Origin of the sequence: Paenibacillus sp. RUD330, from assembly GCF_002243345.2 — a bacterium.
Lineage (GTDB): Bacteria > Bacillota > Bacilli > Paenibacillales > Paenibacillaceae > Paenibacillus_O.
This window is the reverse complement of sequence record NZ_CP022655.2, coordinates 1,243,377-1,268,485: the sequence shown is the minus strand read 5'-3', so window position 1 is coordinate 1,268,485 and position 25,109 is coordinate 1,243,377. Positions and strand designations below refer to the sequence as shown.

At 60.1% G+C, this 25,109-nt stretch carries 20 protein-coding genes and 1 pseudogene; 9 read left to right on the top strand and 12 right to left on the bottom strand.

The window, feature by feature from the left end; all coding sequences use genetic code 11:
* Positions 1 to 155 precede the first annotated feature (155 nt).
* A pseudogene (locus CIC07_RS05545) lies at positions 156 to 1,712 on the top strand (catalase); the annotation flags it as partial.
* 159 nt (positions 1,713 to 1,871) lie between these two features.
* Here CIC07_RS05545 and CIC07_RS05540 read toward each other — a convergent pair.
* Both CIC07_RS05540 and CIC07_RS05535 read right to left on the bottom strand, forming a co-directional pair.
* Positions 1,872 to 3,488 (bottom strand): methyl-accepting chemotaxis protein, encoded by a 1,617-nt coding sequence (locus CIC07_RS05540; RefSeq protein WP_076359790.1) that lies wholly within the window; start codon positions 3,486 to 3,488, stop codon positions 1,872 to 1,874.
* Positions 3,489 to 3,630: 142 nt separating this feature from the next.
* Positions 3,631 to 4,395, bottom strand: a complete 765-nt coding sequence (locus CIC07_RS05535; protein ID WP_083688716.1) for a ThuA domain-containing protein — start codon at positions 4,393 to 4,395, stop codon at positions 3,631 to 3,633.
* Between the two features lie 349 nt (positions 4,396 to 4,744).
* Between CIC07_RS05535 and CIC07_RS05530 the strand changes: the two genes are divergently transcribed.
* Positions 4,745 to 5,362 carry an NUDIX hydrolase gene (locus CIC07_RS05530; RefSeq protein WP_076359788.1) on the top strand — a complete coding sequence of 206 codons (618 nt, stop codon included), beginning with the start codon at positions 4,745 to 4,747 and terminating at the stop codon, positions 5,360 to 5,362.
* A gap of 120 nt (positions 5,363 to 5,482) precedes the next feature.
* A complete protein-coding gene (locus CIC07_RS05525; protein ID WP_076359786.1) occupies positions 5,483 to 6,709 on the top strand; it encodes an MFS transporter in 1,227 nt (408 codons plus the stop codon).
* Here the strand turns inward: CIC07_RS05525 and CIC07_RS05520 are convergent.
* The 3 genes from CIC07_RS05520 to CIC07_RS05510 form a co-directional block, all read right to left on the bottom strand.
* Entirely contained in the window at positions 6,607 to 7,203 is a 597-nt protein-coding gene (locus CIC07_RS05520; protein WP_076359784.1) for a hypothetical protein, read from the bottom strand. The two genes, CIC07_RS05525 and CIC07_RS05520, sit on opposite strands and share 103 nt — an antisense overlap.
* A 238-nt stretch (positions 7,204 to 7,441) precedes the next feature.
* Entirely contained in the window at positions 7,442 to 8,674 is a 1,233-nt protein-coding gene (locus tag CIC07_RS05515) for an MFS transporter (protein ID WP_076359782.1), read from the bottom strand.
* A gap of 134 nt (positions 8,675 to 8,808) precedes the next feature.
* Positions 8,809 to 9,891, bottom strand: a complete 1,083-nt coding sequence (locus CIC07_RS05510) for a lactonase family protein (protein WP_076359780.1) — start codon at positions 9,889 to 9,891, stop codon at positions 8,809 to 8,811.
* A gap of 279 nt (positions 9,892 to 10,170) precedes the next feature.
* Between CIC07_RS05510 and CIC07_RS05505 the strand changes: the two genes are divergently transcribed.
* A complete protein-coding gene (locus CIC07_RS05505; RefSeq protein ID WP_076359778.1) occupies positions 10,171 to 10,665 on the top strand; it encodes a hypothetical protein in 495 nt (164 codons plus the stop codon).
* A complete protein-coding gene (locus CIC07_RS05500; RefSeq protein WP_076359776.1) occupies positions 10,662 to 11,351 on the top strand; it encodes an AIM24 family protein in 690 nt (229 codons plus the stop codon). The genes CIC07_RS05505 and CIC07_RS05500 overlap by 4 nt, the downstream gene beginning before the upstream one ends.
* An 80-nt stretch (positions 11,352 to 11,431) precedes the next feature.
* Here the strand turns inward: CIC07_RS05500 and CIC07_RS05495 are convergent, their stop codons facing one another.
* The gene (locus CIC07_RS05495) at positions 11,432 to 12,301 is read right to left on the bottom strand and encodes an AraC family transcriptional regulator (protein WP_076359774.1); all 870 of its coding nucleotides are present in this window, start codon (positions 12,299 to 12,301) and stop codon (positions 11,432 to 11,434) included.
* 161 nt (positions 12,302 to 12,462) lie between these two features.
* On the opposite strand from CIC07_RS05495, the gene CIC07_RS05490 reads away from it, so the two are divergent.
* Positions 12,463 to 13,521 carry a Gfo/Idh/MocA family protein gene (locus tag CIC07_RS05490; RefSeq protein WP_076359772.1) on the top strand — a complete coding sequence of 353 codons (1,059 nt, stop codon included), beginning with the start codon at positions 12,463 to 12,465 and terminating at the stop codon, positions 13,519 to 13,521.
* Complete coding sequence (locus CIC07_RS05485) at positions 13,518 to 14,375, top strand: sugar phosphate isomerase/epimerase family protein (RefSeq protein WP_076359769.1); 858 nt, start codon at positions 13,518 to 13,520, stop codon at positions 14,373 to 14,375. The genes CIC07_RS05490 and CIC07_RS05485 overlap by 4 nt, the downstream gene beginning before the upstream one ends.
* A 117-nt stretch (positions 14,376 to 14,492) precedes the next feature.
* Here the strand turns inward: CIC07_RS05485 and CIC07_RS05480 are convergent, their stop codons facing one another.
* The gene (locus CIC07_RS05480) at positions 14,493 to 16,157 is read right to left on the bottom strand and encodes a hybrid sensor histidine kinase/response regulator (protein WP_076359767.1); all 1,665 of its coding nucleotides are present in this window, start codon (positions 16,155 to 16,157) and stop codon (positions 14,493 to 14,495) included.
* 210 nt (positions 16,158 to 16,367) lie between these two features.
* On the opposite strand from CIC07_RS05480, the gene CIC07_RS05475 reads away from it, so the two are divergent.
* Entirely contained in the window at positions 16,368 to 16,718 is a 351-nt protein-coding gene (locus CIC07_RS05475) for a hypothetical protein (protein ID WP_049869121.1), read from the top strand.
* 76 nt (positions 16,719 to 16,794) lie between these two features.
* Here the strand turns inward: CIC07_RS05475 and CIC07_RS05470 are convergent, their stop codons facing one another.
* Positions 16,795 to 17,988 carry an AI-2E family transporter gene (locus CIC07_RS05470; protein ID WP_234993116.1) on the bottom strand — a complete coding sequence of 398 codons (1,194 nt, stop codon included), beginning with the start codon at positions 17,986 to 17,988 and terminating at the stop codon, positions 16,795 to 16,797.
* A 339-nt stretch (positions 17,989 to 18,327) separates the two neighbouring features.
* Here CIC07_RS05470 and acnA point away from each other — a divergent pair, with 339 nt between their 5' ends.
* The gene (gene acnA / locus CIC07_RS05465; protein ID WP_076359765.1) at positions 18,328 to 21,042 is read left to right on the top strand and encodes an aconitate hydratase AcnA; all 2,715 of its coding nucleotides are present in this window, start codon (positions 18,328 to 18,330) and stop codon (positions 21,040 to 21,042) included.
* Between the two features lie 261 nt (positions 21,043 to 21,303).
* On the opposite strand, the gene CIC07_RS25320 is transcribed toward acnA, so the two are convergent.
* The 4 genes from CIC07_RS25320 to CIC07_RS05445 all read right to left on the bottom strand — a co-directional run bounded on the left by CIC07_RS25320 (position 21,304) and on the right by CIC07_RS05445 (position 25,071).
* On the bottom strand, positions 21,304 to 21,549 hold the full coding sequence (locus tag CIC07_RS25320; RefSeq protein WP_234993115.1) for a hypothetical protein: 246 nt from the start codon (positions 21,547 to 21,549) through the stop codon (positions 21,304 to 21,306).
* Between the two features lie 323 nt (positions 21,550 to 21,872).
* Positions 21,873 to 23,189 (bottom strand): extracellular solute-binding protein, encoded by a 1,317-nt coding sequence (locus CIC07_RS05455; RefSeq protein ID WP_442953370.1) that lies wholly within the window; start codon positions 23,187 to 23,189, stop codon positions 21,873 to 21,875.
* 55 nt (positions 23,190 to 23,244) lie between these two features.
* Entirely contained in the window at positions 23,245 to 24,099 is an 855-nt protein-coding gene (locus CIC07_RS05450; protein ID WP_076359759.1) for a carbohydrate ABC transporter permease, read from the bottom strand.
* Between the two features lie 3 nt (positions 24,100 to 24,102).
* A complete protein-coding gene (locus tag CIC07_RS05445; protein WP_076359757.1) occupies positions 24,103 to 25,071 on the bottom strand; it encodes a carbohydrate ABC transporter permease in 969 nt (322 codons plus the stop codon).
* Positions 25,072 to 25,109 lie beyond the last annotated feature (38 nt).

Genomic DNA, 25,109 nt, shown 5'->3' with positions numbered 1-25,109 from the left:
CTTTAATGTCCAGAAGCAATTGGTCTCATCTTTTTTTAGGCGGATCAACGTTTCCCTTATCTGGTATAGAAAGAGGTCAGATGGAAAAGGTAAGCGGGAACGAATAGATGAACACAGGAAGGAAGTTCTACATAATGAGTTCCCCTACCGAAAACAACGATCCGAAGGATATCTTGACCAACAGGCAAGGCCATCCCGTCACGGACAACCAAAACATCCGCACCGTCGGAAACCGCGGACCGTCCACGCTGGAGAATTATCATTTCATTGAAAAGATTTCCCACTTCGACCGGGAAAAGATACCGGAACGGATCGTGCATGCCCGAGGCGCCGGTGCCCACGGGTATTTCGAAGCGTATGGCAAGGCGGGCAGCGAAGCCGTATCCAAGTATACCCGCGCCAAGCTGTTCCAGGAGGCGGGCAAGCAGACGCCCGTATTCGTCCGCTTCTCGACTGTCGTGCACGGCGGCCATTCCCCGGAGACGTTCCGCGACCCTCGCGGCTTCGCCGTCAAATTCTATACCGAGGACGGCAACTGGGATCTCGTCGGCAACAACCTGAAAATCTTCTTCATCCGCGATCCGCTCAAATTCCCGGACATGGTGCATGCGTTCAAGCCCGATCCGGTCACGAGCCTGGGCAACCCGGAGCGAATGTTCGACTTCGTCTCCAATTCCCCGGAAGCGACGCATATGATTACCTTTCTCTTCTCTCCGTGGGGTATTCCGGCCAATTACAGGCAAATGCAAGGCTCCGGCGTCAATACCTACAAATGGGTCAACAAGGAAGGGACGGGTTATCTCGTCAAGTACCACTGGGAGCCTCTGAAGGTCGGCATCAAAAACCTTACCCAGAAGGAAGCCGACGAAATCCAAGCCAAAAATACGAGCCATGCGACCCAGGATCTGTACGAGGCGATACAGCGCGGCGACTATCCGGAATGGGAGCTGAACGTGCAGATTCTGAGCGACGACGAGCATCCCGAGCTCGACTTCGATCCGCTCGACCCGACCAAGCTATGGGACCAGGACAAGTTCCCCTTCCTTCCGGTCGGCAAAATGGTGCTGAACCGCAACCCGGACAACTACTTCGCCGAGGTGGAGCAGGCGGCCTTCGGAACCGGCGTGCTCGTCGACGGCCTCGACTTCTCCGACGACAAGCTGCTGCAGGGCCGGACATTCTCGTATTCCGACACGCAGCGCTACCGGGTCGGCACGAACTACTTGCAGCTGCCGATCAACGCGCCGAAAACGACGGTGGCGACGAATCAGCGGGACGGCCAGATGGCCTTCAATGTCGACAAGGGACAGCATCAGAATCCCCATGTCAACTATGAGCCCTCCTCGCTTGGCGGACTGAAGGAAGCGGCCCCTGCGGGCAAGGAGCATGAGCCGATGTACAATGCCGCTCTGGTGCGGGAGAAGATATCCCGGCCGAACGACTTCCAGCAAGCCGGAGAGACGTACCGGAAGTTCGAGGAGTGGGAGCGCGAGGAGCTCATCTCCAATCTCGTCGATGCGCTCAAGATCAGCGCGCCCGTTATTCAGCAGAACATGATCGCCCACTTCACCGAGGCGGATGCCGACTACGGCCGCCGCGTAGCGGAAGGGCTCGCCAAGGCGAAGGCCGACATGGAGCATGTCGGATCGTCCGGCATGCGCGAGGGAGCCGAGAAGGCGGAGCGCTCCGGACACAAGACAGACGGATACTGAAACAGAGCAAAGCGGCGGTCAGCCCGGCATGGAATGCCGGACGGACCGCCGCTTTTTCTTTCGGCTGACCGGGATATGGCTGCAACCGGCATCTGCTTGCATGCGGCCGCAATCGGCGCCATGCCTGCCGGCATCATGGCTGGAATCGGACCTTGAGGGCTAAGCGGACTCTTTCTCAGCCGCCAGCTCGCGCAAGGCTTCCTCCGATTGCTCGATGCGCTCCTGCAGCTGCGCATTCTGCCTCGTCAGCGTCTCGACCGTAGCCAGCAGCTCCTCCAGAGTAGCCGACGATTGCTGCATGACAGCGGCGAAATTCTCCACCTGCTCCTCCACTTCCTTGCTGGAGGCGCCGACATTGTCCATCTCTCCGCCGACCGTCCTCGCGTCCTCGTGCAGCCGCTGGACGGATTCCCCGATGCCGGCGAACGCGCTGCGCGTAAGGTCGACGAGCGCGAAGCTCTCCTCCATCTTCTGCACATTGGCATCCATGGACGAGGCCGAGCTTTCCGTGCGCGCGGCCGCCAGGTCGAGGCTGGCCGTTATGCGCTCCGCGGCTTCGCCTGCCGTTACGGCAAGCTTGCGGATCTCGGAGGCGACGACGCCGAAGCCGGCTCCGTGCTCTCCCGCCCGGGCCGCCTCGATGCTGGCGTTGAGGGAAAGCAGGTTCGTCTGCCTCGCGACCTCCTGGATGGAGGCGGTCATAGGCAGGACATCCCGTATCGTCCCGCTCAGCTTCTCGAAGTCGCTCTTCGACTCCTTCAAGCTGTCCTGGAAGCGCTGAATCGTATCCGTCAGCTGTTCCATGACTCCGGTGCCGCTCACGGATGCCTCTCTTGTCCGCTCGATGTTGCCGATCATCTCTCCGAGCGTGCCCATCATGCTCCCGAGCTGGCTGGTGGAATCCGATACTTTGGCTGCGATGTCGGAAATGGATTCGGCCTGGCTGTTCACGCCTGAGGACATTTCCTGGAAGGCGGTATTCATTTCCTGGAAGGAGGCCGCATTGTCGTGGCCGTTCATCCGTATCCCCTCCATGCCCTCGGAGAGGGTCCGCACGGACACCCGCATGACCTTGTCCCGCTGCCGCTCGCGCTCCAGAGTGCGCTCCGCCTCCAGCTGGAACTGGCTTACCCGCTTCAGGATGGAGCGGCCGACCTCGGACTGGCTGACCATCAGCCCGGCCACGATGATGTAGTAGAACAGGTAATAGACGAGATCGTTGGCATCGGTTCCCGTGCCGCTTGGGTAAGCCGTGAATTTGATGACGATCATTGCGGCTCCGCTAAGGCTGCCGTACAGCAGCGCGGGCCTGCTGTTGTACATGACGCCGAGCGCAAGCAGAAAGAACGCGGGCAGAGCCGACAGGACGCTGACGCTGTCGTATTGGAAGTTCGTAATCGTCATGTAGCCGATCAGGGCGATGCTCAGGTAGGAGACGACCCCTTCCAGCTTGCGCAGCACATGCCCCGCCCATAACAGGACGAGGATGGTGCCGGAAGGAATCAGCATCGTCCGCGTATACGAGGATCCCAGCCCGTATGAAGCCATCAAGCCTGCGATCAGGGCGAAATAGACGGTCAAGGTGGTCAATACGATGGCATTGCGCTTTCTTCTGTCCTTGTAGGCGAAGCGGCTCTGCTCGGCTGAACCTGTCTCGGCCGCCTTTCCGGAAGCCTTTCCGGAAGCCCTCCTGCCAGCCTCCTCCTTGCCTTTGCCGTCCTGAGACCGCATGCCCTGTTCTTTCGCTTGATTTGTTTCCGGCTGTCTGAATGCCATCTGATTGCCCCCGTCTTCAATATCGATAATCACTACTTGCCGTACAGTACACATCGACATTTTAGAGAGAGACGATTAGGGCGCATGTCTAAAAATCGCATAAAAAAAACGGGCCCGCAGACCCGCTTGTTTCTCGCAGAGCTTAAATTCTGCCTGCGGCCCACAGACTCGCCGAGCGGATCAGCCGCTGCACCTGGCCGCTCTCGAAGGAAGCCCGGTCATGGCCCGGCATGAGGACGGCGATCCGGCCTTCGCCGTACCGCTGCACCCAGGCTGCGGGGTAGCAGCAGCCTTCCAGCCAGTACTCCAGGATGACCTCGCGGTCCTTCGACCTGCTGAAGGAATAGCGGTAGGGCTCGTCGGGGGAATCGAAGGGCTCGATATTCTGTACGATCGGATGCGCGCCGCCCTTGCCTACGACCGGCTCGAAGGACAAGGTCTGATAAGGGGGATGCCCGAGGAACCGCGCTCCGATCATTTGCTCGAGCAGGGGATCGGCTGCGAGAGAGATCCCGGAATGGATAAGGACGAGTCCCCCTCCTTCGCCGACAAAATCGATGATGCCCTTGGCCTGCTCCGGCGTGACGGGATCTTTCCAGCGGTCGGTATACGCCGCTATCAATCCCGTTCCGGAAGGAGGTGCTTCGAGAACGCTGTAATCCTCCGTCGCTTCCGCATCGAAATCATCCTTCAAGGCGCCGAGAATCATTTCCTGCACAGCCTGCAAGGGATGATAAGAGGCGCCGGCGCCGTCTCCCAGCAGCACGGCGCCTCTTGCAGGCCGGGGCTTGACGCGCCCGGCGGCCAGCTGCCTCCCCATCGAGATGCCCATGCGTGGGCTACCGTCCCCCGCCATCCCTGTATCCGGCACATAGACTGTGCCTCCCCTTCCGACTTCGACAACCATGCCCTGTCTCTCCCTTCAGGTCGATTGGATGAAATAAAGCGATAAGCGTTTAACGGATCTTTTATCTAATCTATTCCACTTTTTGAAGCAAATCCCTTCCTGCCCCGCCAACATCTTGAAGCCGGTCCATAGGGACGACAAACCGGCAGCCGGCCGCAAAGCAGACATGCCCTGCGGCGCTGCCGGAATCCGGCAGGAACGCCGGAAGCTCGAACAACAATACGGCTTTTTACCCGCTTGGGCGCAAGGCGAAACAGGATTCCGGAGCGACGAGCGAGAAGTGGTCCCTGCGGCCGGCTACAAATGCCGTGTTCATGCATACTTGCCATATCTGCGAGGAGGAATAGAAATGGAACCGAAGTGGCTCGAATGGGCAAAGCAAATCCAAGCCATCGCCCAGACTGGTCTTGCCTACGGGCGCGACGTCTATGACATCGAGCGTTTTGAAGCCTTGCGGGAGCTGAGCGTGGAGATTATGGAGTCGCATACCTCCGCGGGCAAGGAAGAGATCCGGCTCGCTTTCGCCAGCGGCTCCGGTTACGCCACGCCAAAGGTGGACGTGCGGGGAGCCATTTTCCGGGAAGGCCGCATTCTGCTCGTCCGGGAAAGATCGGACGGCGCCTGGTGCCTTCCCGGCGGCTGGGCGGATATCGGCCTGACCCCGAGTCAATGCGTGATCAAGGAGATCAGGGAAGAGACGGGCTTCGAAGCCCGGACGGTCCGGCTGCTTGCCGTCATGGACAAGATCCGGCACGGGCATCCTCCCGATGCGCAACATATCTACAAGCTTTTTTTCCACTGCGAGATCACGGGCGGGCATGCTTCCGGCGGCGTGGAGACGAGCGAGGTCGAGTTCTTCGGCGAGGACGAGCTGCCTCCCCTGTCGCTCAGCCGCAACACGGAAAGCCAGCTGCGCATGATGTTCCAGTACGGTCGGAAGCCGGACATGCCGGTCTATTACGATTAAGGAGTGAAATTCCTCTTTCGCGAAGCGCAAAATCTGCTATACTGGCGGAAGTTGATTTCCAAAGGTAAGTCATTTCCTGCTATTTACAGTCAGCGCTTTCAGAAAGAAGGTCATACATTCATGCACCAGGATCAACCGTCGATCGCGGCCTCGCAAACCGACAAGGAACGATACCCGCTCTCTCTCTACTCCCTCACGGTCGGAGCCTTCGCGATCGGCTTGACGGAATTCGTCATCATGGGCCTGCTTCCCGAAGTGGCCGCGGACCTCGGCGTAAGCGTGCCGAAGGCGGGCAACCTCATTACCGGCTACGCGCTCGGAGTCGGCATCGGCGCCCCCGTGCTTGCGCTCGCAACGGCACGCTTCCCCAAGAAGCTGCTTCTATCCCTGCTGATGGTGCTGTTCATCATCGGCAACCTGGGCGCCGCGCTGGCTCCCAACTACGGCCTCCTGCTGGCGGCCCGCATCTTCACCTCGCTTGCCCACGGCACCTTCTTCGGCATCGGCGCCGTGCTCGCGGCGAGCCTCGTCTCGCCCAGACGCCGAGCCGGAGCCGTGTCGGTCATGATGGCCGGCCTGACGATCGCCAACATTCTCGGCGTGCCGTTCGGAACCTTCATCGGACAGGAGCTTGGATGGCGGATGTCGTTCTTCGTCGTCGCGGCGATGGGCGCCGTCACGCTGGTCGGCCTGATGACCATGATTCCTTCGATCAAGCAGACGGACGACACCAACGCGGCCAGGCAGATCAAGGCTCTCCTTCAGCCCAAGCTGTTCCTCGTGCTGATCACGGGCGCCTTCGGCTGCTGCAGCCTGTTCAGCCTGTTCAGCTACATCAAGCCGCTGCTCACCGGCGTAACCGGCGTCGCCGAGGGCATCGTGCCCTGGATCCTCGTCCTGTTCGGCTGCGGCGTCACGATCGGCAACATCCTGGGAGGCAAGCTGGCCGACCTCAAGCTGATGCCGACGGTCATCGTCTCCTTCCTGGCCCAAGCGGTCATTCTGGCGCTGCTCGGCTTCGCCGACGTTTCCTTGCCCGCTACGCTCGCCCTCATCTTCCTGTGGGGAGCGGCGAGCTTCTCCGCCATGCCGGGGCTGCAGGTCCGCATCATGAACCTGGCCAAGGACGCGCCCGCCCTGGCTTCGACATCCAATCACGCCGTCCTGAACTTCGGCAACGCCTTCGGCGCCTTTTTCGGCGGCTGGATCGTGCTGTTCTTCGAGACAGCTCCCGGAGCTTACGACTACGGCGTGCTGCCGTGGACGGCGTCGGCATTCTCCGTGATCGCCCTGCTGCTCGCGCTCTGCCTGGCGGCATGGGACCGACGGAGCGCCGCCGCCCGCTGAACCTGAAAGGACTGCTCCCGCCGTTGCAGCAACGGTACGGGAGCAGTCCTTTTTTTTTGCCATCTCAGCTGATCGGCCCCGATCATCGTTCCGGTATCTCCGGCATCCTTAAGAGCGATTTTCGAGATGGTCCAGCATCCGTCCTTCTCGAACCGCTCCGCCGTCAGGACAGCCTTGCCCGTGTCGATGGATTCATTCATGACGATGAGCGGATACTCAAAGCTGATTTGCGTCTTATCCTCTCCCAAGACCTTGAACTCGAGCTTGCCGGCCTCTCCCATATGGGGACTGGAGCCCCCCGTCACCTCGTAATGATCCTTGAACTCCTGCAAGGCAGCTTGTCGCGGAGACGGCGACATGATTGCGTACTGCATCGCTCCGCTGCGCTTCTGCACGCCCCGTATCCAAGTCCGGACCGCTTCCTCCGGCGTATCCGCCTGGAGAGCTTCTTCCCGCCTGTCGACCTGATGGCTCAAATCCGTCGCATCCGGCATCGCAATGCTTTTCCTGCTTCCGCCTTCCGGTTACTCCTAGGCATTTCCATATGGGAAAAAGTTTCGTCCATCGCTATTTTCTCGACAAAAAAACGGCATGCTGGCCGCATGCCGCTGACGCGATTGGAATAAGTGGGATCGGAAAAACGTTTACAGCAATTCCATACAAGTCTGAAGGAAGCCTCGCTCGGCGTCCTTCAGAGAAGCGGTTCCCGGCGTCCTCCGCAAGCAGGAGGCTTTACGCCGCCGCTTCCTTCCGGTCGCGGGGGAGCAGGAACGCAAGCGCGCCTGCGACCGGCAGCACGCTGGTCCAGTACATGACGCTCTGCAGGCCGTAGATGTCTCCAAGCTTGCCCAGAACGACGGCGCCGAGCGCGCCCATCCCGAAGGCGAAGCCCGTGATGAGTCCGGATGCCATGCCGACCCGGCCCGGCATCAGCTCCTGCGCGTAGACGACGCTGACCGAGAAGCTGGCCTGGATGATCAGGCCGATCAGCGCGGCGACGGGATACATCCACACGAGCGGCAGATGCGGCAGCAGCAGCGTGAACGGCGCCGCTCCCAGGATGGACAGCAGCATCGTGCGCTTCGCCCCGATCCGGTCCGAGACCATCCCGCCGAAGAAGGTTCCGACGACTCCCGCGATCATGAACAGCAGCAGCGGCACCTGAGCGGCCTGCTTGCTGAGGCCGTAGTCGTGGATCAGGTAGAACTGGTAGAACGTGCCGATCGCCGCGCCGTACCAGGAACGGGCGAACACGAGAAAGATGAGCACGGACAGCGCGAAGGCGACGACATTTTTGCGCTTCCGCGCATCGAAGGACAGCTCGCCTCTGGGCACAGCCGCTTTCTTCACCGGCTTGCCATGCTGCTCCAGCTGCTTGCGGTACCACGGCACCACCTTCAGCAGGATGATGATCGCCGCGACTGCCAGCAGCGTGCCCCAGACGGCGCCGCGCTGGCCGAGCGGGATGAAGATGAAGATCGTCATGAGCGGCGCCAGAGACTGGCCGAAGTTGCCCCCGACCTGGTAGATCGACTGGGCGAAGCCGCGCCTGCCCCCGGCGGCGAAATAAACGACGCGCGAGCCTTCCGGATGGAAGACCGCCGAGCCGAGCCCGACGAATACGATGAAGAAGATAAGCATGCCGAAGCTCGGGGCGAACGCCATGCCGGCCATGCCGATCATGCTCATGAGCATGCCGACCGGCAGCATCCAGGGAGAAGGCTTGCGGTCGGAGACGAGTCCGACGACCGGCTGCATCACCGATGAGGTCATCTGCAGCGTGAACGTCAGCCACCCGATCTGGGTGTAGCTGATGTTCAGCGTATCCTGGAAGATCGGATAGAGGGCGGGAATGACGGATTGCATGGAATCATTGAGCATGTGGACGGCGCTGATGGCGATCAGAATCGCATAGATGGTCCCGGTGCGGGCTGCGCCGATCCGGGCCGATTGCGAAGCGGACATGGACAGGACTTCCTTTCGTCGCTTAGATGGAGGCAAGAATGGAACATTCGGCAGCCCTATGAGGGGAACGTGGGCATGCAGCGCCGTCTGGGCAAGGTCGGCGCGCCGCCGGCGCCCAGAGAGAGGTCAGTCCCTCAGGCGAAGCAGACGCATACCGGGGCCGGAATCCGCAAGGAAGCAGGCGCGGGAGCCAGCTTGCCGCTGTCCGCATCCCTCCGGAAGGAATGGATCGTGCCGCTCTCCTGGTTGGCGGCGAGCAGCCAGCTGCCGTCCGGAGAGATGGCGAAGTTGCGCGGCGTGCGGCCTCCGGTCGGGCAGTGTCCCGCCGCCGTCAGCGTCCCGTCGCCGGCGTTGACCGCGAACACGGCGATGCTGTCATGGCCCCGGTTGGACAGGTACAGGAACCTGCCGTCGGGAGAGAGATGGATATCCGCCGCCCAGCTGGTGCCGTCGAATTCCTCCGGGAGGCCGGAAATCCGCTGCACGATTTCCAGCGCGCCCGTTTCCTTGTCCATCCGAAGCACGTTCACGTACGAATCCAGCTCTCCGGCTACATAGACATAGGGAAGGCCGGCTGGAATCGCCGCATGGCGGGGGCCGGTTCCCGGCTCCAGTCTGGCGGTCCCGGTCTTGAGCAGGGAGCGCCCGTCGGCGGACTGCCGGTACATATAGACCGAGTCGGTGCCCAGATCGCATATGTATACAAAGGGAGTGCCCGGAACCGGTCCGGCGCTGTGGATATGAGGCTTCTCCTGCCGGTCGGCTGCCGGTCCGAGCTCGCCTTCCCCGGATATCAGCGCCGAAGCCGGCTCCGACAGCTGCCCGTCCGCTTCAAGCGGAAAGACGGCCGCATTGCCTCCGCTGTAATTGGAGACGTACAGGCTTTGACGGTCAAGGGACAGGCTGACATGGCAGGGATGCTCACCGTGGGTCAGCTGGTCGCCGAGCACCTCGAGCTCCCCGCTCTGCGGATCGATGGCCAGCGCATGGACGGAGCCGCCGGGCTGCCCTCTCGTCTCGCCGGTTTCGCTGGCGGCGTATAGCATGTTGCCTGCGGGATGGACGGCCAGGAACGAAGCCTGCTCGATTCCGGCGAGCTTCTGGAATACCGACAGCTCTCCCGTGACGCCGTCGAGCCGGCATGCATGGACGGTCGGATCCTGGGCTTCACCGTAAGAGCCTATGTACAGCGTATAAGTGGTGGATGCTTCTGCCATTTTCTCTCCTCTTTTCCGGCCTGGGCCTTTTTGTCAGTGAATATACCTCATTTCCTCCGTTCAGACAATGCCGCCCAGCAGTCGTAAGCGGCGCCAAACCATTCGATTCGTTGTCTTTTCGAGCTCTAGAACGACATCTCGCAGCAGCAGGATACGGATAAGCGCTCTGCAAGGTCCATGATATTCCGACAACTGTCCCCAGTCTCTTACAGCAGCATCCGACTCTTGCTATACTGGGTAATAGATCGTGAAGAGCGCCGGAAGAGGGGATGGGTCCATATGAGGTCGAAACGGATCAAGCGGACAAGCCTGGCTGCCGCAATACTCATCGTCGCCTTGGCCGGAGCCGGCTGGCCCGGGCAGGCGCATGCCGGCATCTGGGACAATCTCAAGGACATCTATGACACGCCGGCCAAGGTGGACGAGCTGCAGAAGCAATATACGGAGTCGATTGCCCGTCTGGAGCAGCAGCAGGACCGGCTGAAGCAGGACTACGAGCTGAAGCAGGCGGAGTTCGAAGCGAGACAGCAGGAGCTGCAGCGGCAGAACGAGGACTTCCGCAAGCAGAACGAAGTCCTGGCGGAGCAGAACCGGCAGCTGGAGGAGAGCATGGCGGCCGCAAGGCAGAAGCAGGCTTCGCTGAAGCACGGCATCGCGGTCGCCGTGCTTGTGGGAGCTTCCGCCCTGCTGGCCTATATCGCGGCCGTACGGGTATGGCGCTACCGCGTCTACCGCGCCCAGCGGCGCGACCAAGGGAAGGCAGCGGGCTTATGATCGTGACCGCCCCGCCGCCACACGGGCATGTGCGGATCGAGCTTGAAGAAGCCGACAAGCTGCAGGTGCTGCACCCGAAGGCCATCATCGCGTTCCGCGGCCCGGCCGGTGCGCGCGAGGACCGATTCATGGATGTCGCCGGCGTCTACCGCAAGCGCAAATGGATCCGCTCCCGGATCCAGGGACCGAGCGAGTTCCTGCTCGGCCTGCCGCCCGGCTGCGGCCTGGAAGCGGTGGCGCTGCCCGAGGACAGCGACCTGCTGTTCGACTTCCGCCATATCGTCTTCTACAGCGACGGCATGGCGATGAAGACGCGCATCCACAAGCTCAAGACCGCTTGGATCACGCGGGAGCTGACCCGGATGCGCTTCACCGGCCCCGGCACGCTCGGCATCCTTACCGCGGGCGGCCTTGCCTCCATGAAGCTGTCCGAGGAGCAGCCGCTCTACGTCGATACCGCCTCGCTCGTCGCTTTCCCGGAGTCGGCGCGGGTCAAGCTCGCCGTCTACGGCAATCCGCTGGCTACCCAGCATATGAACGTGCAGTGGGAGCTGCGGGGCCGCGGCTCCGTGCTGGTGCAGACCGGATCGCTGGATCCGGGGCTTATCGAGCCTCTGCAGCGGGACGGCTTCCTGCGGAGGACGCTGCGGGAGCTGCTGCCGTTCGGAGGCGTCTACATCAAATAAGACCGGAACCATCCGCCCATGGGCAGGATGGTTCCGGTCTTATTCGCATTCTGGATACGTTCCCGATCTCTCCGGACGCGCTACCGCTGCACCCGGACCTCGGACGGCGCCAGCCCCCGATAGCGGCGGAATGTGCGGCTGAAATAGCTGAGGTCGTTGTAGCCCGCCGCCATCGCGATCTCGGCGATCGTCTTCTCCGTATTGCGGAGCAGATCCTCGGACTTGTTGATCCGGATCCGGTTGACGTAGTCGGTCACCGTGCGCCCCGTCAGCTGGCGGAACAGCCGGCTGAAGTGGAAGCGGCTGAGCGAAGCGAGCCCCGCCAGCGAATCCACCGTCAGCTCCTCCGTATAATGCGTCTCGATATGATGGAAGATCGGCCGGAACCGCTCCAGGTTGCGCAGCCGCGCGCGCGACTCCGGCTCGGTCAGCCTGACCTCGACATAACCCCGCAGCAGCAGCGTCAGGAGCCGGTACAGCAGCGATTTCACCGACAGCTCGAAGCCGGGCTGGCGCCAGGCGAACTCGCCCTGCAGCTGCTCCATGCAGTCGTTCAGCTGCCCGTCTCCGCGGATGACGTTGCGGAACAGGATTCGGTTCTGAACGATCGGCGTGATGTATTTGGTTTCGGCCGCGTCCGGAGACAGGCTCTGCAGCAAGCCCAGATCGGCGATGAGGCAGTCGTATTCGATCTCGTCCGACAGCAGGATGCCCATATGGATATCGTTGCTGTTCACCGCGATCAGGTCGCCGGGTCCGGCTTCGTAGGAAGCGTAGTTGCATTCCACGACCGCATGCCCCTCACGGATGTAGAGAAGCTCCATATGATTGTGCCAATGAGCCTCGAACAGAATCCGGCCGCGTCCCGCGAAGCGCGAGGTGCACAGCTTGACCGGGAAGTTCGGGTCGGGCATGCTCATTTCCTCCAGTAGCGACAGTGGGCGTTCCATCGGCCGGTCCTCCTTCTAAGGCTGGTTCCCGCCGGCCGCCGGGGCAGCCGCGAACCGCACAATTGTACTAATAGAGCGCATGATCACCCATGCCGAATGGGGACGGCGCCGCTATACTTTCACTATATAAGGTTACCAAGCCAATGGGGAGTGAAGCAAGCATGAGTATCCGAATCGGCGTCATCGGAACCGGATCCATCTCCGAGTTCCACCTGCAGTCTTATGCGGCCAACAAAAACAGCGAGGTCTACGCCATCTGCGACATGAATCGGGAAAGAGCCCAATCCGTCGCGGACAAATACGGCGCCTCCAAGGTATATGCGGATTACCGCGAGCTGCTCGCGGATCCGGACGTGGACGCGGTCAGCATCTGCACGTGGAACAATACCCACGCGGAGATCAGCATCGCCGCGCTGGACGCCGGCAAGCATGTCCTCGTGGAGAAGCCTCTGTGCCGCACCGTCGAAGAGGCTCATCAGATTCAGGATGCGGTGAAGCGCTCCGGCAAGCAGCTGATGGTCGGCTTCGTCCGCCGCTACGATCCCAACGCCCTGATGCTCCATTCGTTCGTGGAGAACGGCGAGTTCGGCGACCTGTACTTCGCCAAAGCTTCGTATATCCGCCGCATGGGCAATCCCGGCGGCTGGTTCTCCGACAAGTCCCGCTCCGGCGGCGGACCTGTCATCGATATCGGCGTGCATGTCATCGACCTGTGCTGGTATCTGATGGGCCGTCCCAAGGTCAAGTCGGTCAGCGCCAACGAATACAAGCATCTGGGCAACCGCGCCAACATCAAGCATCTGTCCCGTTATCAGGCCGCGGACTACAACGCCGAGCTCAACGATGTCGAGGATATGGCCAACGCGCTCATCCGATTCGAGAACGGCGCCTCCCTGCTCGTCGACGTCAGCTTCTCCCTGCATACGGTCAAGGATGAGGGCATCGTCAAGCTGTTCGGCACGAAGGGCGGCTTCGAGATCGATCCCGAGGTCGTCATGGTCACGGAGAAGAACGACATCATCCTCAATACCTACCCGCAGACGGACAGCAAGGGCATGCAGATAGGCCGCGCCTTCCAGAGCGAGATCGACCATTTCGTCGACTGCGCGGCGAGCGGCAAGGAGCCGATCAGCCCGGTCGAGGACGGCGTCGAGATCATGAAAATACTGAGCGCGATCTATGAGTCGGCCGCCCAAGGACGCGAGGTGACGTTCCCATGAAGCTCGGACTCAGCACCTACAGCCTATACCAGGCGCTCAGAGCGGGAGAGATGACCGTCCTCGACGTCATCGACTTCACTGCGGAGCATGGCGGCGAGCATGTGGAGATCGTTCCTCTCGGCTATGAGCTTACGGGCAACCCCGAGCTCGTCGGCCAGATCGTGGAGCGGGCAGCTCAGCGCGGAATCGCTGTCTCCAACTATGCCATCGGAGCTAACTTCCAGGGCCTGTCGGAGGAGAACTACCGTGCCGAGATCCAGCGGGTCAAGGAGCAGGTCGACATCGCCGCCGCGCTCGGCGCGCGCTTCATGCGGCATGACGTGGCCAGCGACACCGATCTGTCGATCGCCAACTTCAACCGTTCCTTGGATAAGCTCGCTGCGGCCTGCCGCGAAATCGCCGATTACGCCGCAGGCTTCGGCATCACGACAAGCGTGGAGAACCATGGCTACTTCATCCAGCACAGCGACCGCGTCCAGGCGCTCGTCACAGCGGTGGACCGTCCCAACTTCCGCACGACGCTCGATGTGGGCAACTTCATGTGCGCCGACGAGAACTCCGTCGCGGCCGTGAAGGCCAATCTTCCTATCGCCTCCGTCGTCCACTTCAAGGACTTCTACCTGCGTCCCTCCTACCGCAATCCAGGCGAGGGCTGGTTCCGCACGGCCGGCGGCAGCCACCTGCGCGGCGCGGTAATCGGCAACGGCGATATCGACATGCCGGAGGTCGTCCGCATCGTCAAGTCGTCCGGTTACGACGGGTACGTATCCGTCGAGTTCGAGGGCCTCGAGGATTGCCGCCTCGGCGCCAGAGCCGGGCTCGCCAACCTGCGCCGCCTGTGGGAAGAAGCCTGAGCATCTGCAGAAGCAACAGCCTAAGCTGAGGCAACAAGAAAAGCGCCCTTTTCAGGGCGCTTTTTCGTCATCGCAGCGGACTGTCGCCGCACAGCGTCACATCCGGCTTTTCTCGTCTCATGAACGCGCGGCTTGGAGAGAGGCGATCGCATTGAGCAGATGAAGCTGCCGCACCGGCTTGGCGACGGCCGAGCTGAACAGCTGCCGTACCTCATCGGGCAACGGCTTCCCGAGCGGAGCCAGCAGCACGAGAGGCAGCTCAGGCTGATGAGCGCGCAGCCTTCCCGCGAGCTCCGCTGCCGCCATCGATCCCGGCATATCGTCGATCAGAGCCAGGTCGAACCTCTGCCCTGCATGAAGGCAGTCCAGCGCTTCTTCGGCCGTCCGAACGGCCTTGACCGACATGTCCCAGCGCCCGGCCAATCTCGACAGCGACTCCAGCGCTCCTGCATGGTCGTCGACGATGAGCAGGGACTTGCCCCGCAGCATTCCGCTGCCGTAAGAGCTCGAAGGCATGGACTGCTTGGTCAGGTCGAGCGTGAATCCGACCTCGGTGCCTTGGCCCGGCACGCTGCGCGCCTCAAGGCTGCCTCCGAGCAGCTCCACCAGGTTCTTGCTGATGGCCAGCCCAAGCCCCGTGCCCTTGTAATCCCGATTCGGGCGGGATTCATGGACCTGGGCATATTTGCCGAACATCTCCTTGATCCGGGACTCTTCGATGCCGATACCGCTGTCCTTCACCGAGATGGCCACGGACAGGCTGTCCCCGGTTGTTCCCGGAGCCGTCCGCACCGACACGGCAATCTCGCCCCTGTCCGTGAACTTGATCGAGTTGCTGAGCAGATTCGCCAGCATCTGCTTGATCTTGCCTGAATCGCCGTAAAATACCGGCAGATCCGGAGGCAGGTCGATGATCAGCTCCAGCCCTCTGGAGGAGGCTTTGGATGCGTACATATAAACGGTTTCCTCGATGAGCGAGACGAGATCGAACGGCTGCTCCTCCAGGCTCATCTTGCCTGCCTCCAGCTTGCTGTAATCCAGAATGTTGTCCAGCAGCGTCGTCAGCGTGCGGTTGCCGGCTTCGATCAGCTTGAGATAGCCGGCCTGCTCCTCCGACAAGGCCGTGTTCTGGATCAGCTCCGTCATGCCGGCGATCCCGCTCACGGAGTTGCGGATCTCATGGCTCAGCATGGCCAGCAGGTCCGAGCTCCAGCTCAGCTTGCCGCGCGTCAGATCGTTCTCCTGCTTCAGCCATCTGGACAACGATTCGGCGTACTGCTTCTCGCGGAGCAGCGACTCCTGGAGCTTGCTCTGATCCCGGACCTTGCTTTCCATTTCCACGATGTAGGACAAGAATACAGCCATGGCGCTGATAGCCTTGATATCCGCCTCGCTGAAAACATGCCCCGGCTTGTGCAGGCCGCAGACGGTTCCGTAGGACCGGCCGCTCGCCAGCACGATCGGGACGCCGATGAAGGAGCGGTTGCCCATAACGGCCGTAACCTCCATATGTCTGGCGAGGCCATCGTTCATCGTATGGGGAATATACAGAGGCACGGCGTTGTTCTTCACGACAAGGCTGCAGTAGCTTTCCTCGAACGGCAGCCTCGTTCCTTCGCTGACGAGCACCTCGCCGCGGTTGAACGCCTTGATGATTTCGTTGACCTTGCCGTCGTTGGTGGCGATGAAAATGGAATCCAGCATGAGAAGCCGGCTGAGCACATCGATGATATAAGCCGACGCTTCTTCTATATTGGCAAAGAATTTCTGGGGAATGGTCATGGTTCACCCGATTTCTGTTTAGCTTGCATCTCTATTCTACAGGAAGGCTCGAGCGCTGAACAGGCGTTCGCCATTTAATGAAGCCGAAACAATGTCCGTTCCTTGCCCGACTGCGTTTCGAATCCCATCCTTCCCAAAACCTTCGCCCTATGCTATGATATGAAAGCGTTATCAAACGCCACTTTCTTACCAAGCAAGGGGGATAACGGAATGATTAACGTGCCATCAAACGACCGCAACGTGTACGAGGACTTTGATGTAGAGACGGACATTCTGTATTACAGGCTCGGCTCCTTCGGACTTGTAAGCTTCCACGGCAGCAACTACAACATAAAAAAGAAAATGTCTGCCGACCAGATCAACCGGTTGTGCCGGAACGGATTGTTCTATCCGGTCGCTTCGGGATGTTACGTGAATACAGCCAAGATCAGCGGAATCGAAGAGGGCGCCGTCTACTTCGGCAGCACCGGCCCCGAAGCGAAGCGCGTGTCCCTCTCCCGCTGGAAGGCCTACCAGCTGCGCAGCCATCTGTCGCAGGCGCGCAGCAACCCTGCCCAGTAATCGGCCGCTGCCTTGGCCGGCCGGCCAAGGAAAAAGCCTCTGCTTCCGCAGAGGCTTTTTTTCATGGAACCGCCAGCTAGTCCTCGTCGCGCTTCACGCCGAGAATCTTGTATTCCGGCTCGGGGCCATACAGCTTGGATCGGACCATGAACCACTGGAACAGATGAGTGACGAATACCTTGAGCACCGCATAGCCCGGCACGGCGAGAATGATCCCTAGGAAGCCGAACAGCTTGCCGGAGGTGAGGATGACGAAGATGATCGTAATCGGGTGGATGCTCAGCGTCTTGCCCATGACCTGCGGCGAGATGAACTTGCCTTCGATCAGCTGCACGCAGGTCCATACGACGACCATCTTCAGCAGCATGATCGGAGAGGTGAACGCGGCTACGACGAGCGCCGGCGTGATGGCGATGGCAGGACCGATATAGGGAACGACGGCCGTGCAAGCCGCTACGATGGCGAGCACAAGCGCGTAATCCAGTCCGATGATCAAATACCCGATGAACAGCAGCGCTCCGATGCATAGGCTCACGATGATCTGGCCGCGGATGTAGGAGCTGATCTGATGGTTGGACTCCGTCAGGACGCGGCGTGTCTCTCCCCGCATCGTCGTCGGCAGCATGGCCGTGAAGAAGATCGGCAGCTTCTTGCCGTCCTTGAGCATGTAGAACAGGATGAACGGCAGCGTGACGAGCGCCAGGACGAATTCCGTCACCGTGCCGAGGAAGCCGCCGATGTTGTTCAGCGTGCTCTGGAGGATTTTGCCGGCTCTGCTCGACAGCTCCTGTGCGATCTTTTGCGGATCGTAATTGAGGTTCGTCTGGAGCTGGGTCACGAGGTCGCTGCCGAGATAATAAGTCGTCTTGTCTTGGACATACTTCGTATAGATGGGGATATTGTCCACGAGACTCGTCAATTGCTCCCGGATGATCGGAACGACGATCGTGATGAGCAGCGCCAGCAGGCCGATGATGATGACGTACAGCGCCGCGATGACCCAGCCGCGCTTCATGCCCTGCTTCTCCATCCAATCCACGAGCGGATTGAGGAGGTAATAAGCGACGCCCGCCAGCAGCATCGGCAGCAGCACCGTCTTTGCCAGCACGAGCAGCGGAACAAAGATGAACGTAATATGCGCGAACACAAGAATGTTGATCCCGACAAGCAGCAGGACCAGCAGGAACAGCACGAATTTGTTGTTGATGAAGAACTTCTTGAACCGGTCCAGTCTGGCTTCCGACTGGCGGTCTTCCTGCGTCAGGTCCACTTAAAGTCCCTCCCGAGAGTCAGCCAATTATTGCCTTCCTCCAAATGATAATCTTCCCCGCCTCCAACTGCAAATACTAAGGCGGCCCCACCAACGTTCATACGCAGCAAGAGCCGTTTGGATTCCGCTTTCTTCCCTTTACGTTCTTTTCTTTTCAGTCTATAATGAGGATATAGCGGTTTTGAAATGAAGTTTCAAGGAATGAAACCCTAACTGCGTCGCGATCAAGCGCCGTTTTTTGCCGCGTCTCATTCCGGGAACCCAGCTGCGGCACATTCTGTTCCCGCAGCCGTACTTTTCGTTTCCTAATTGCAAATTGCCTGAGGGGAGCAAAGCTAGATGCCATTGCAAAATCAATACTCGGTCCGTTCTACGCTTGAAGTCGGCGGTAAGTCCTACACTTACTACAGCCTTCAAGGTCTGGAAGAGAAAGGACACGGAGCCATCTCCAAGCTTCCGGTCTCCATTAAGGTCCTGCTCGAAGGCGCCGTGCGCCAGTTCGACGGACGCGGCATTACTGCCGACCACGTGAAACAGCTCATGAGCTGGGCTGAGAAGCGCGAAGACAAGGAAATTCCGTTCATTCCGTCCCGAATCGTCCTGCAGGATCTCACCGGCGTGCCGGTTGTCGTCGATCTTGCGGCTATGCGCGAGACGGTCAAGAAAGCCGGCGGAGATCCGAAGAAGATCAACCCGCTCGTGCCGGTCGACCTCGTCATCGACCACTCCGTCATGGTTGACGCCTTCGGCTCGCCTGACGCTCTGGAAATCAACCAGAAAATCGAGTTCGAGCGCAACGCCGAGCGCTACAAGTTCTTCCGCTGGGCCCAAACCGCGTTCGACAACTTCCGCGCGGTACCGCCGGATACGGGCATCGTCCACCAGGTCAACCTGGAGTACCTTGCATCCGTAGCCACTACGAAGGTGATTGACGGCGAAACGGTCGTCTTCCCGGACTCCCTCGTCGGTACAGACTCCCATACGACGATGATCAACGGCCTCGGCATCGTGGGCTGGGGCGTCGGCGGCATCGAGGCGGAAGCCGGCATGCTCGGCCAGCCGCTCTACTTCGTCGCTCCTGAGGTCATCGGCTTCAAGCTGACCGGCATGCTGGCAGAGGGCGCTACGGCGACCGACCTTGCCCTGACGGTTACCGAGATCCTCCGCAAGCGCGGCGTTGTCGGCAAGTTCGTCGAGTTCTTCGGCGACGGCCTCTCCAACATCAGCCTGCCTGACCGCGCGACGGTGGCCAACATGGCTCCGGAATACGGCGCCACGGTCGGCTTCTTCCCGGTCGATGCCATCACGCTGAACTTCCTGCGCCAGACTGGCCGCACGGAGGAGCAGATCGAGCTGGTCGAGGCTTACTACAAGGCTCAAGGCATGTTCCGCACGGACGACACGCCGGATCCGACGTTCACCGACGTCATCGAGCTCGACCTGTCCACGATCGTTCCTTCCCTGGCCGGTCCGAAGCGTCCTCAGGACCGCATCGAGCTGACCGCCATGAAGGAAGCCTGGAGCAACACGGTCCGCACGCCGGTCGACAAAGGCGGCTACGGCCTGTCCGACGCCAAGATCGAAGAAATCGTCGAAGTGAAGCACAACAACGGCAAAGTGAGCCGAATGGGCACAGGCGCCGTCGTTCTGGCCGCCATCACGAGCTGCACGAACACGTCCAACCCGAGCGTCATGCTTGGCGCCGGCCTCGTAGCCAAAAAAGCCGTTGAAAAAGGCCTCGTGAAGCCGGAATACGTGAAGAGCTCCCTCACTCCGGGATCCCTTGTCGTAACCGACTACCTCACCAAGTCCGGCCTGCTTCCTTACCTCGAGAAGCTCGGCTTCTACGTGGCTGGCTACGGCTGCGCGACATGCATCGGCAACTCCGGCCCGCTGCCGGACGAGATCAGCCAAGCGATCGCCGACAACGACATGACGGTCGCTGCCGTCCTGTCCGGCAACCGGAACTTCGAAGGCCGCATCCATGCCCAGATCAAAGCCAACTACCTGGCGTCTCCGCCGCTCGTAGTCGCTTACGCTCTGGCCGGCACGGTCGACATCGACTTCGCGAACGATCCGATCGGCCACGACCAGCAGGGCGAGCCGGTCTACCTGCGCGACATCTGGCCTTCCTCCGAGGAGATCGCGAACGCGGCAAGCTCCGCGATCACGCCACAGATGTTCCGCGACAAGTACGACAATGTCTACACGCACAACGAGCGCTGGAACCAGATTCCGGTACCGCAGGGCGAGCTGTACGAGTGGGATGAGAACTCCACGTACATCGCCAACCCGCCGTTCTTCGACAGTCTGGCGGACGGCATCCGCGATGTCGAGGACATCAAGCACGCCAAGACGCTCCTGCTGCTGGGCGATTCCGTCACGACGGACCATATCTCCCCTGCAGGCAGCATCCGCGCCGACTACCCGGGCGGCAAGTACCTCATCGAGCACGGCGTCGAGAAGAAGGACTTCAACTCCTACGGCTCCCGCCGCGGCCATCACGAGGTCATGGTTCGCGGTACGTTCGCCAACATCCGTATCCGCAACCAGGTCGCTCCAGGCACCGAGGGAAGCTACACCACTTACCTGCCTACGGATGAAGTGACGTCCGTCTACGAAGGCTCGATGAAATATCAAGCCGACAAGACGAACCTCATCGTCATCGGCGGCAAAGAGTACGGCACCGGCAGCTCCCGCGACTGGGCAGCCAAAGGCACGTTCCTGCTCGGCGTCAAAGCCGTCATCACCGAGAGCTTCGAGCGGATCCACCGGGCGAACCTGGTCGGCATGGGCGTTCTGCCGCTCTGCTTCCAGGACGGCCAAGGCTGGAAAACGCTCGGCATCACGGGACGCGAGACCTTCGACATCGAGGGCCTGAGCAACGATGTGAAGCCTGGCGACAAAGTGACCGTCGTCGCTACGCGCGAAGACGGCAGCACCTTCCAATTCCAGGTCACCGTCCGTCTGGACTCCCTGGTCGAGGTCGACTACTACCGCAACGGCGGCATCCTGCAGACCGTTCTGCGCCAGATGCTGAGCGAGCAGAAGTAATTTAGAATGACAGCACAAGTTTGAAGCAAAAAACAGGAGGAAACCGAGCCACGCTCAGTTTCCTCCTGTTTTTTTGCTGCCATGACACCGAATCTAGGCTTGTTTGTTCAAGCCTCAGGTACAGTCTGGGATGCCCGGTTTTGTATAATTTGTCCAGTTCTTTTTTTATTTATTTTATATTCCTTTGTAATCAAATTTGCGCAGCAGCTCGTAGAAGGATTTCTCCAACTCGTCAAGCCGCTCCCTGATCAACGCATTCAGTTATTCATCTGACGAATCCATGCCGACTGCCGCATTCGTAATGAGACAGCCCTTTGGCGACTCGCTGTTCAAGGCGGAATCGATGTGTATCTCGAAGTAATCCCGAATTCCCGATTTTGCGGATGTCGCATTGGCGAGGATGTCCCGTTTGGCTTGCTTCCACTTCTTGTACCAGTTGATCGCCTCGATATAAAGCGTTTGTTTGTCCCCGAACGTTTCGTACAGACTTGATCTGCTAAGATCCATGGCTTCCAGCAAATCGGGAATGCTTGCCGCTTCGTAGCCCTTTTTCCAAAAACGAGCATCGCTTTATGAAGCACCGCTTCTTTATCAAACTCTTTGTTGCGTCCCATGGTTCTCCCTCCGTTTCCGTAGGTATCTATTTCCGGAACGATAAGTCCAGTATTTCTTGCTGATATGACAAGGCAAACGAAAACAGGAGCAAACCGAGCCCACGCTCAGTTTCCTCCTGTATTTTTTGAAAAAAGAACATAATGATGATTGATCCGTACGCGCAGCGATACCTTTTCAGCACCCTTCCCCTCGGGAAGATTCTTTTAAACCGAGCTTCATTTCCCCGTCTTGAAGGCCGCATCATGCGCCTTGGCGAAGTCGTCCGGGGTGATCTCGTCTCCGAACAACGCCTGGATCTGGTTCAGGTGAACCTCGGCGGCGGCGCCCGCCATCTGCACGTCGGCGAACAGCGTAATGCTCGTCGCCTTGTTCACTTCCTTGAGCAGGTCGACGTAGAGCTGCGGCAGCTCGATCTTGGACGTGTCCACCTTGGTGGCCGGGATGACGCCGGCGCCGTTGACCGACTCCTCGCCCCACCGCTTCACGAAATACTTCACGAATTTCTTCGCTTCTTCCCGGACCGGAGAGTTCTCGGCGACGAACAGGCCGACGCCCGGACCGCCTACCCAGCCGTCGATATTGCCTTTGCCGCCCGCTATCGCCGGGAATTTGAAAAAGCCCATGCTGTCGCGGAAGTCCTGCGGAATATTGGCGCTCGTCGTGTAGTTCGGGAGCTCCCAGGTGCCCATCAAGTACATGGCCGCCTCGCTGTTCATATATTCCGCTTTCACTTCGTCGTTCGACAGGCCGTTGAAGCCTTTGTTGAAGGCGTTCATGGCCACCAGATCCTGCACGCGCCTGGCCGCCTCGACGAGGCCGGGCTCGGTGAAGGAGGCGGCGCCCTTGATCGCGCTCGCCAGCTTCTCCGTACCGGCGATGCGGTCCGCCAGGTACATGTACCAGAGAGAGCCCGTCCAGCGGTCCTTGTTGCCCAGCGCGATCGGCACGACGCCATGGTCCGCGAGCGTCTTCACGATGCCCAGGAACTCGTCGTAGGTGGCGGGAGGCTGCAGGCCGTATTTCTCAAAGATGCGCTTGTTGTAATAAACGGGAGCGATATTGAACTCCAGCGGCAGCGCGTAGGTTTTGCCGCCTACCATATAGGCTTCCGTCGTGCCCGGAATGAACGAGTCCTGGAGCTCGCCGTGCAGCAGGTCGTCGAGCGGCGTGAACAGCTCGCCCCGGACGAAATCCTGCAGATAGCCGGCCGCCCAGGTGAGGCCGACATCCGGCAGCTCGTTGACGGCGGAAAGCACTCTGATCTTGGCCTTGTACCGCTCATTGTCCAGCACTTCCTGCTTGATCGTGACGCCGGGATTCTCCGCCTGATACTCGGCGATGATCTTGTTCACGATCTGGTGCTGGCCCGATGCGCCCGCCTCCGGCCACAGATGCATCATATTGATCGTCACCTGCTCGCCGGCTTCCCCGCCCGTCACGGCGGGATCGCCCCCCGAGCTTTTTACGCATCCGGACATCATGAGAGCCAGGGCGGCAGCGACAACCGCGACCGCCCGGATTTTTTTGCCCACGTTCATCGCCTCCACCAACCCGCCCGCAGGATGAGCTCCGGACGGAATGAGCGCCTTACTCCTTCACTCCGCCAAGCGCTACGCCTGCGATAATATATCTTGACAGCAGGAAGTATATCACAAACAGCGGCAGCACGGTCAGAGACAGTCCCATGTAGATCGAGCCGAACTCCGTCTTGTATATATCCCCCTTGAGCAGGCTGACCATGATCGGCAAGGTGTACTTGCTCTTGTCCGTAAGGAGGATGAGCGGCATGAACAGGTTGTTCCAGCTCGCCACGAAAGCGAAGATCGCCTGAGTCGCGATCGCCGGGACCATGATCGGCAGGACGATGCGGTTGAAGGTGTAGAACTCGCCCGCGCCGTCGATCCGCGATGCCTCCACCATCTCGATGGACAGCGTCGCAAGCAGATACTGCCGCATGAAGAACACGATCGCCGGCGCTGCGATGGACGGCAGGATGAGCGGCAGGAAGTTGTTCGTCCAGTGCAGCTGGTACATCATCTTGTAGAAGCCGATCGCGCTCGCCTGGGCCGGAATCATCATGACGAGCATGATGAAGGTGAAGAACGCCTGGCGCATCCTCCAGTTGTAGGCGACCAGCGCGTAAGCGGTCAGGGACGAGAAGTAGACCGCGCAGATGGTGGAGAAGCCCGAGATGATCAGCGAGTTGAAGAAGCCTTTGAGCGGATCGAAGCTCTTGCTGAGCAGCACGTCCAGATTTGTCTTCATGTGGACCGAAGGCAGCAGGGATAGGCCGCTCTGGATTTCCGCCGTGGAGCGGGTGGCGTTGACGAACATGATCCAGAAGGGCAGGATGCTCAGCAGCGACAGGATGATGCAGACGACATAGACGATTGTTTTGTTGATGCGTAGGGAGACTCCCGCGCTTTTTTGAAGGTTGGCCACGTCTTACATCCCCCTTGCCGCCGCTTTAGCAGCCTTATTCCGATTTTTAGCCGCTTTTTTGGCTTTCGCCGCTTCGCGGTCGCGCATGAGGTAGAACAGCAGGGCCGACAGCACGGCAGCAATGATGAACATGATCATGCTGGCCGCTGCGGCGCGGTTGTACATGTAGCTGCCCTTGAACGCCTGCCCGTAGATGAACACGGAGGTCGTAAGCGTCGCGTCGTCCGGCCCGCCGTACAGGAACAGCTGCGGAATATCGAACAGCTGCAGGCCGCCGATCATCGACGTGATCAGCGTATAGAGCATGATCGTCCGCAGGCTCGGCAGCGTCACGCGGAAGAAGATCTGCCATCCATTGGCGCCGTCGATGGAAGCCGCCTCGAACAGCGCGGGGTTGATGCCCATGACGCCTGCGATGAGGATGATCATCGTGTTGCCGTACCACATCCAGAACTGGATGAACGCGACGATTCCCTGCGCCGTCGTCTTGTCCTGCAGGTAATTGACAGGAGAATCGATCCAGCCGAGCGACTCCAGCAGGCTGTTGATCGGTCCCATCGGATACGAGAACAGCGAGTTGAACAGGACGGCGATCGTGCTCGCCGTAATGATGTTCGGCATGTAGAGCAGCACTTTGAAAATGCCCTGCCCCCGCACCTTTGTGCGCTGGCTTGTGAACCAGGCGGTGAGCAGCAGCGCGAGCAGCATCTGGGGAATGAAGTTCAGGATCCAGATCAGGGCTGTGTTGGACAGCGACTTGCGGAAGGAGACGTTGTCGAAGAGAAGATACCTGAAGTTCTCGAACGGCTGGTCCAGGAAGTGGACCGGCTTCGGGATGACTCCCTTCATATCCGTAAACCCGATGACCGCGGTATACAGAACGGGATAGAACGAGAATACCAGGAACGCAAGCAGGAATGGCAGGCTGAACAGATAGCCGAATTTTGAATAGCTGACGCCCTTGCGGCGCATGGCTCTCACCCCATATCAATCAAATTCAGATAAGGGGC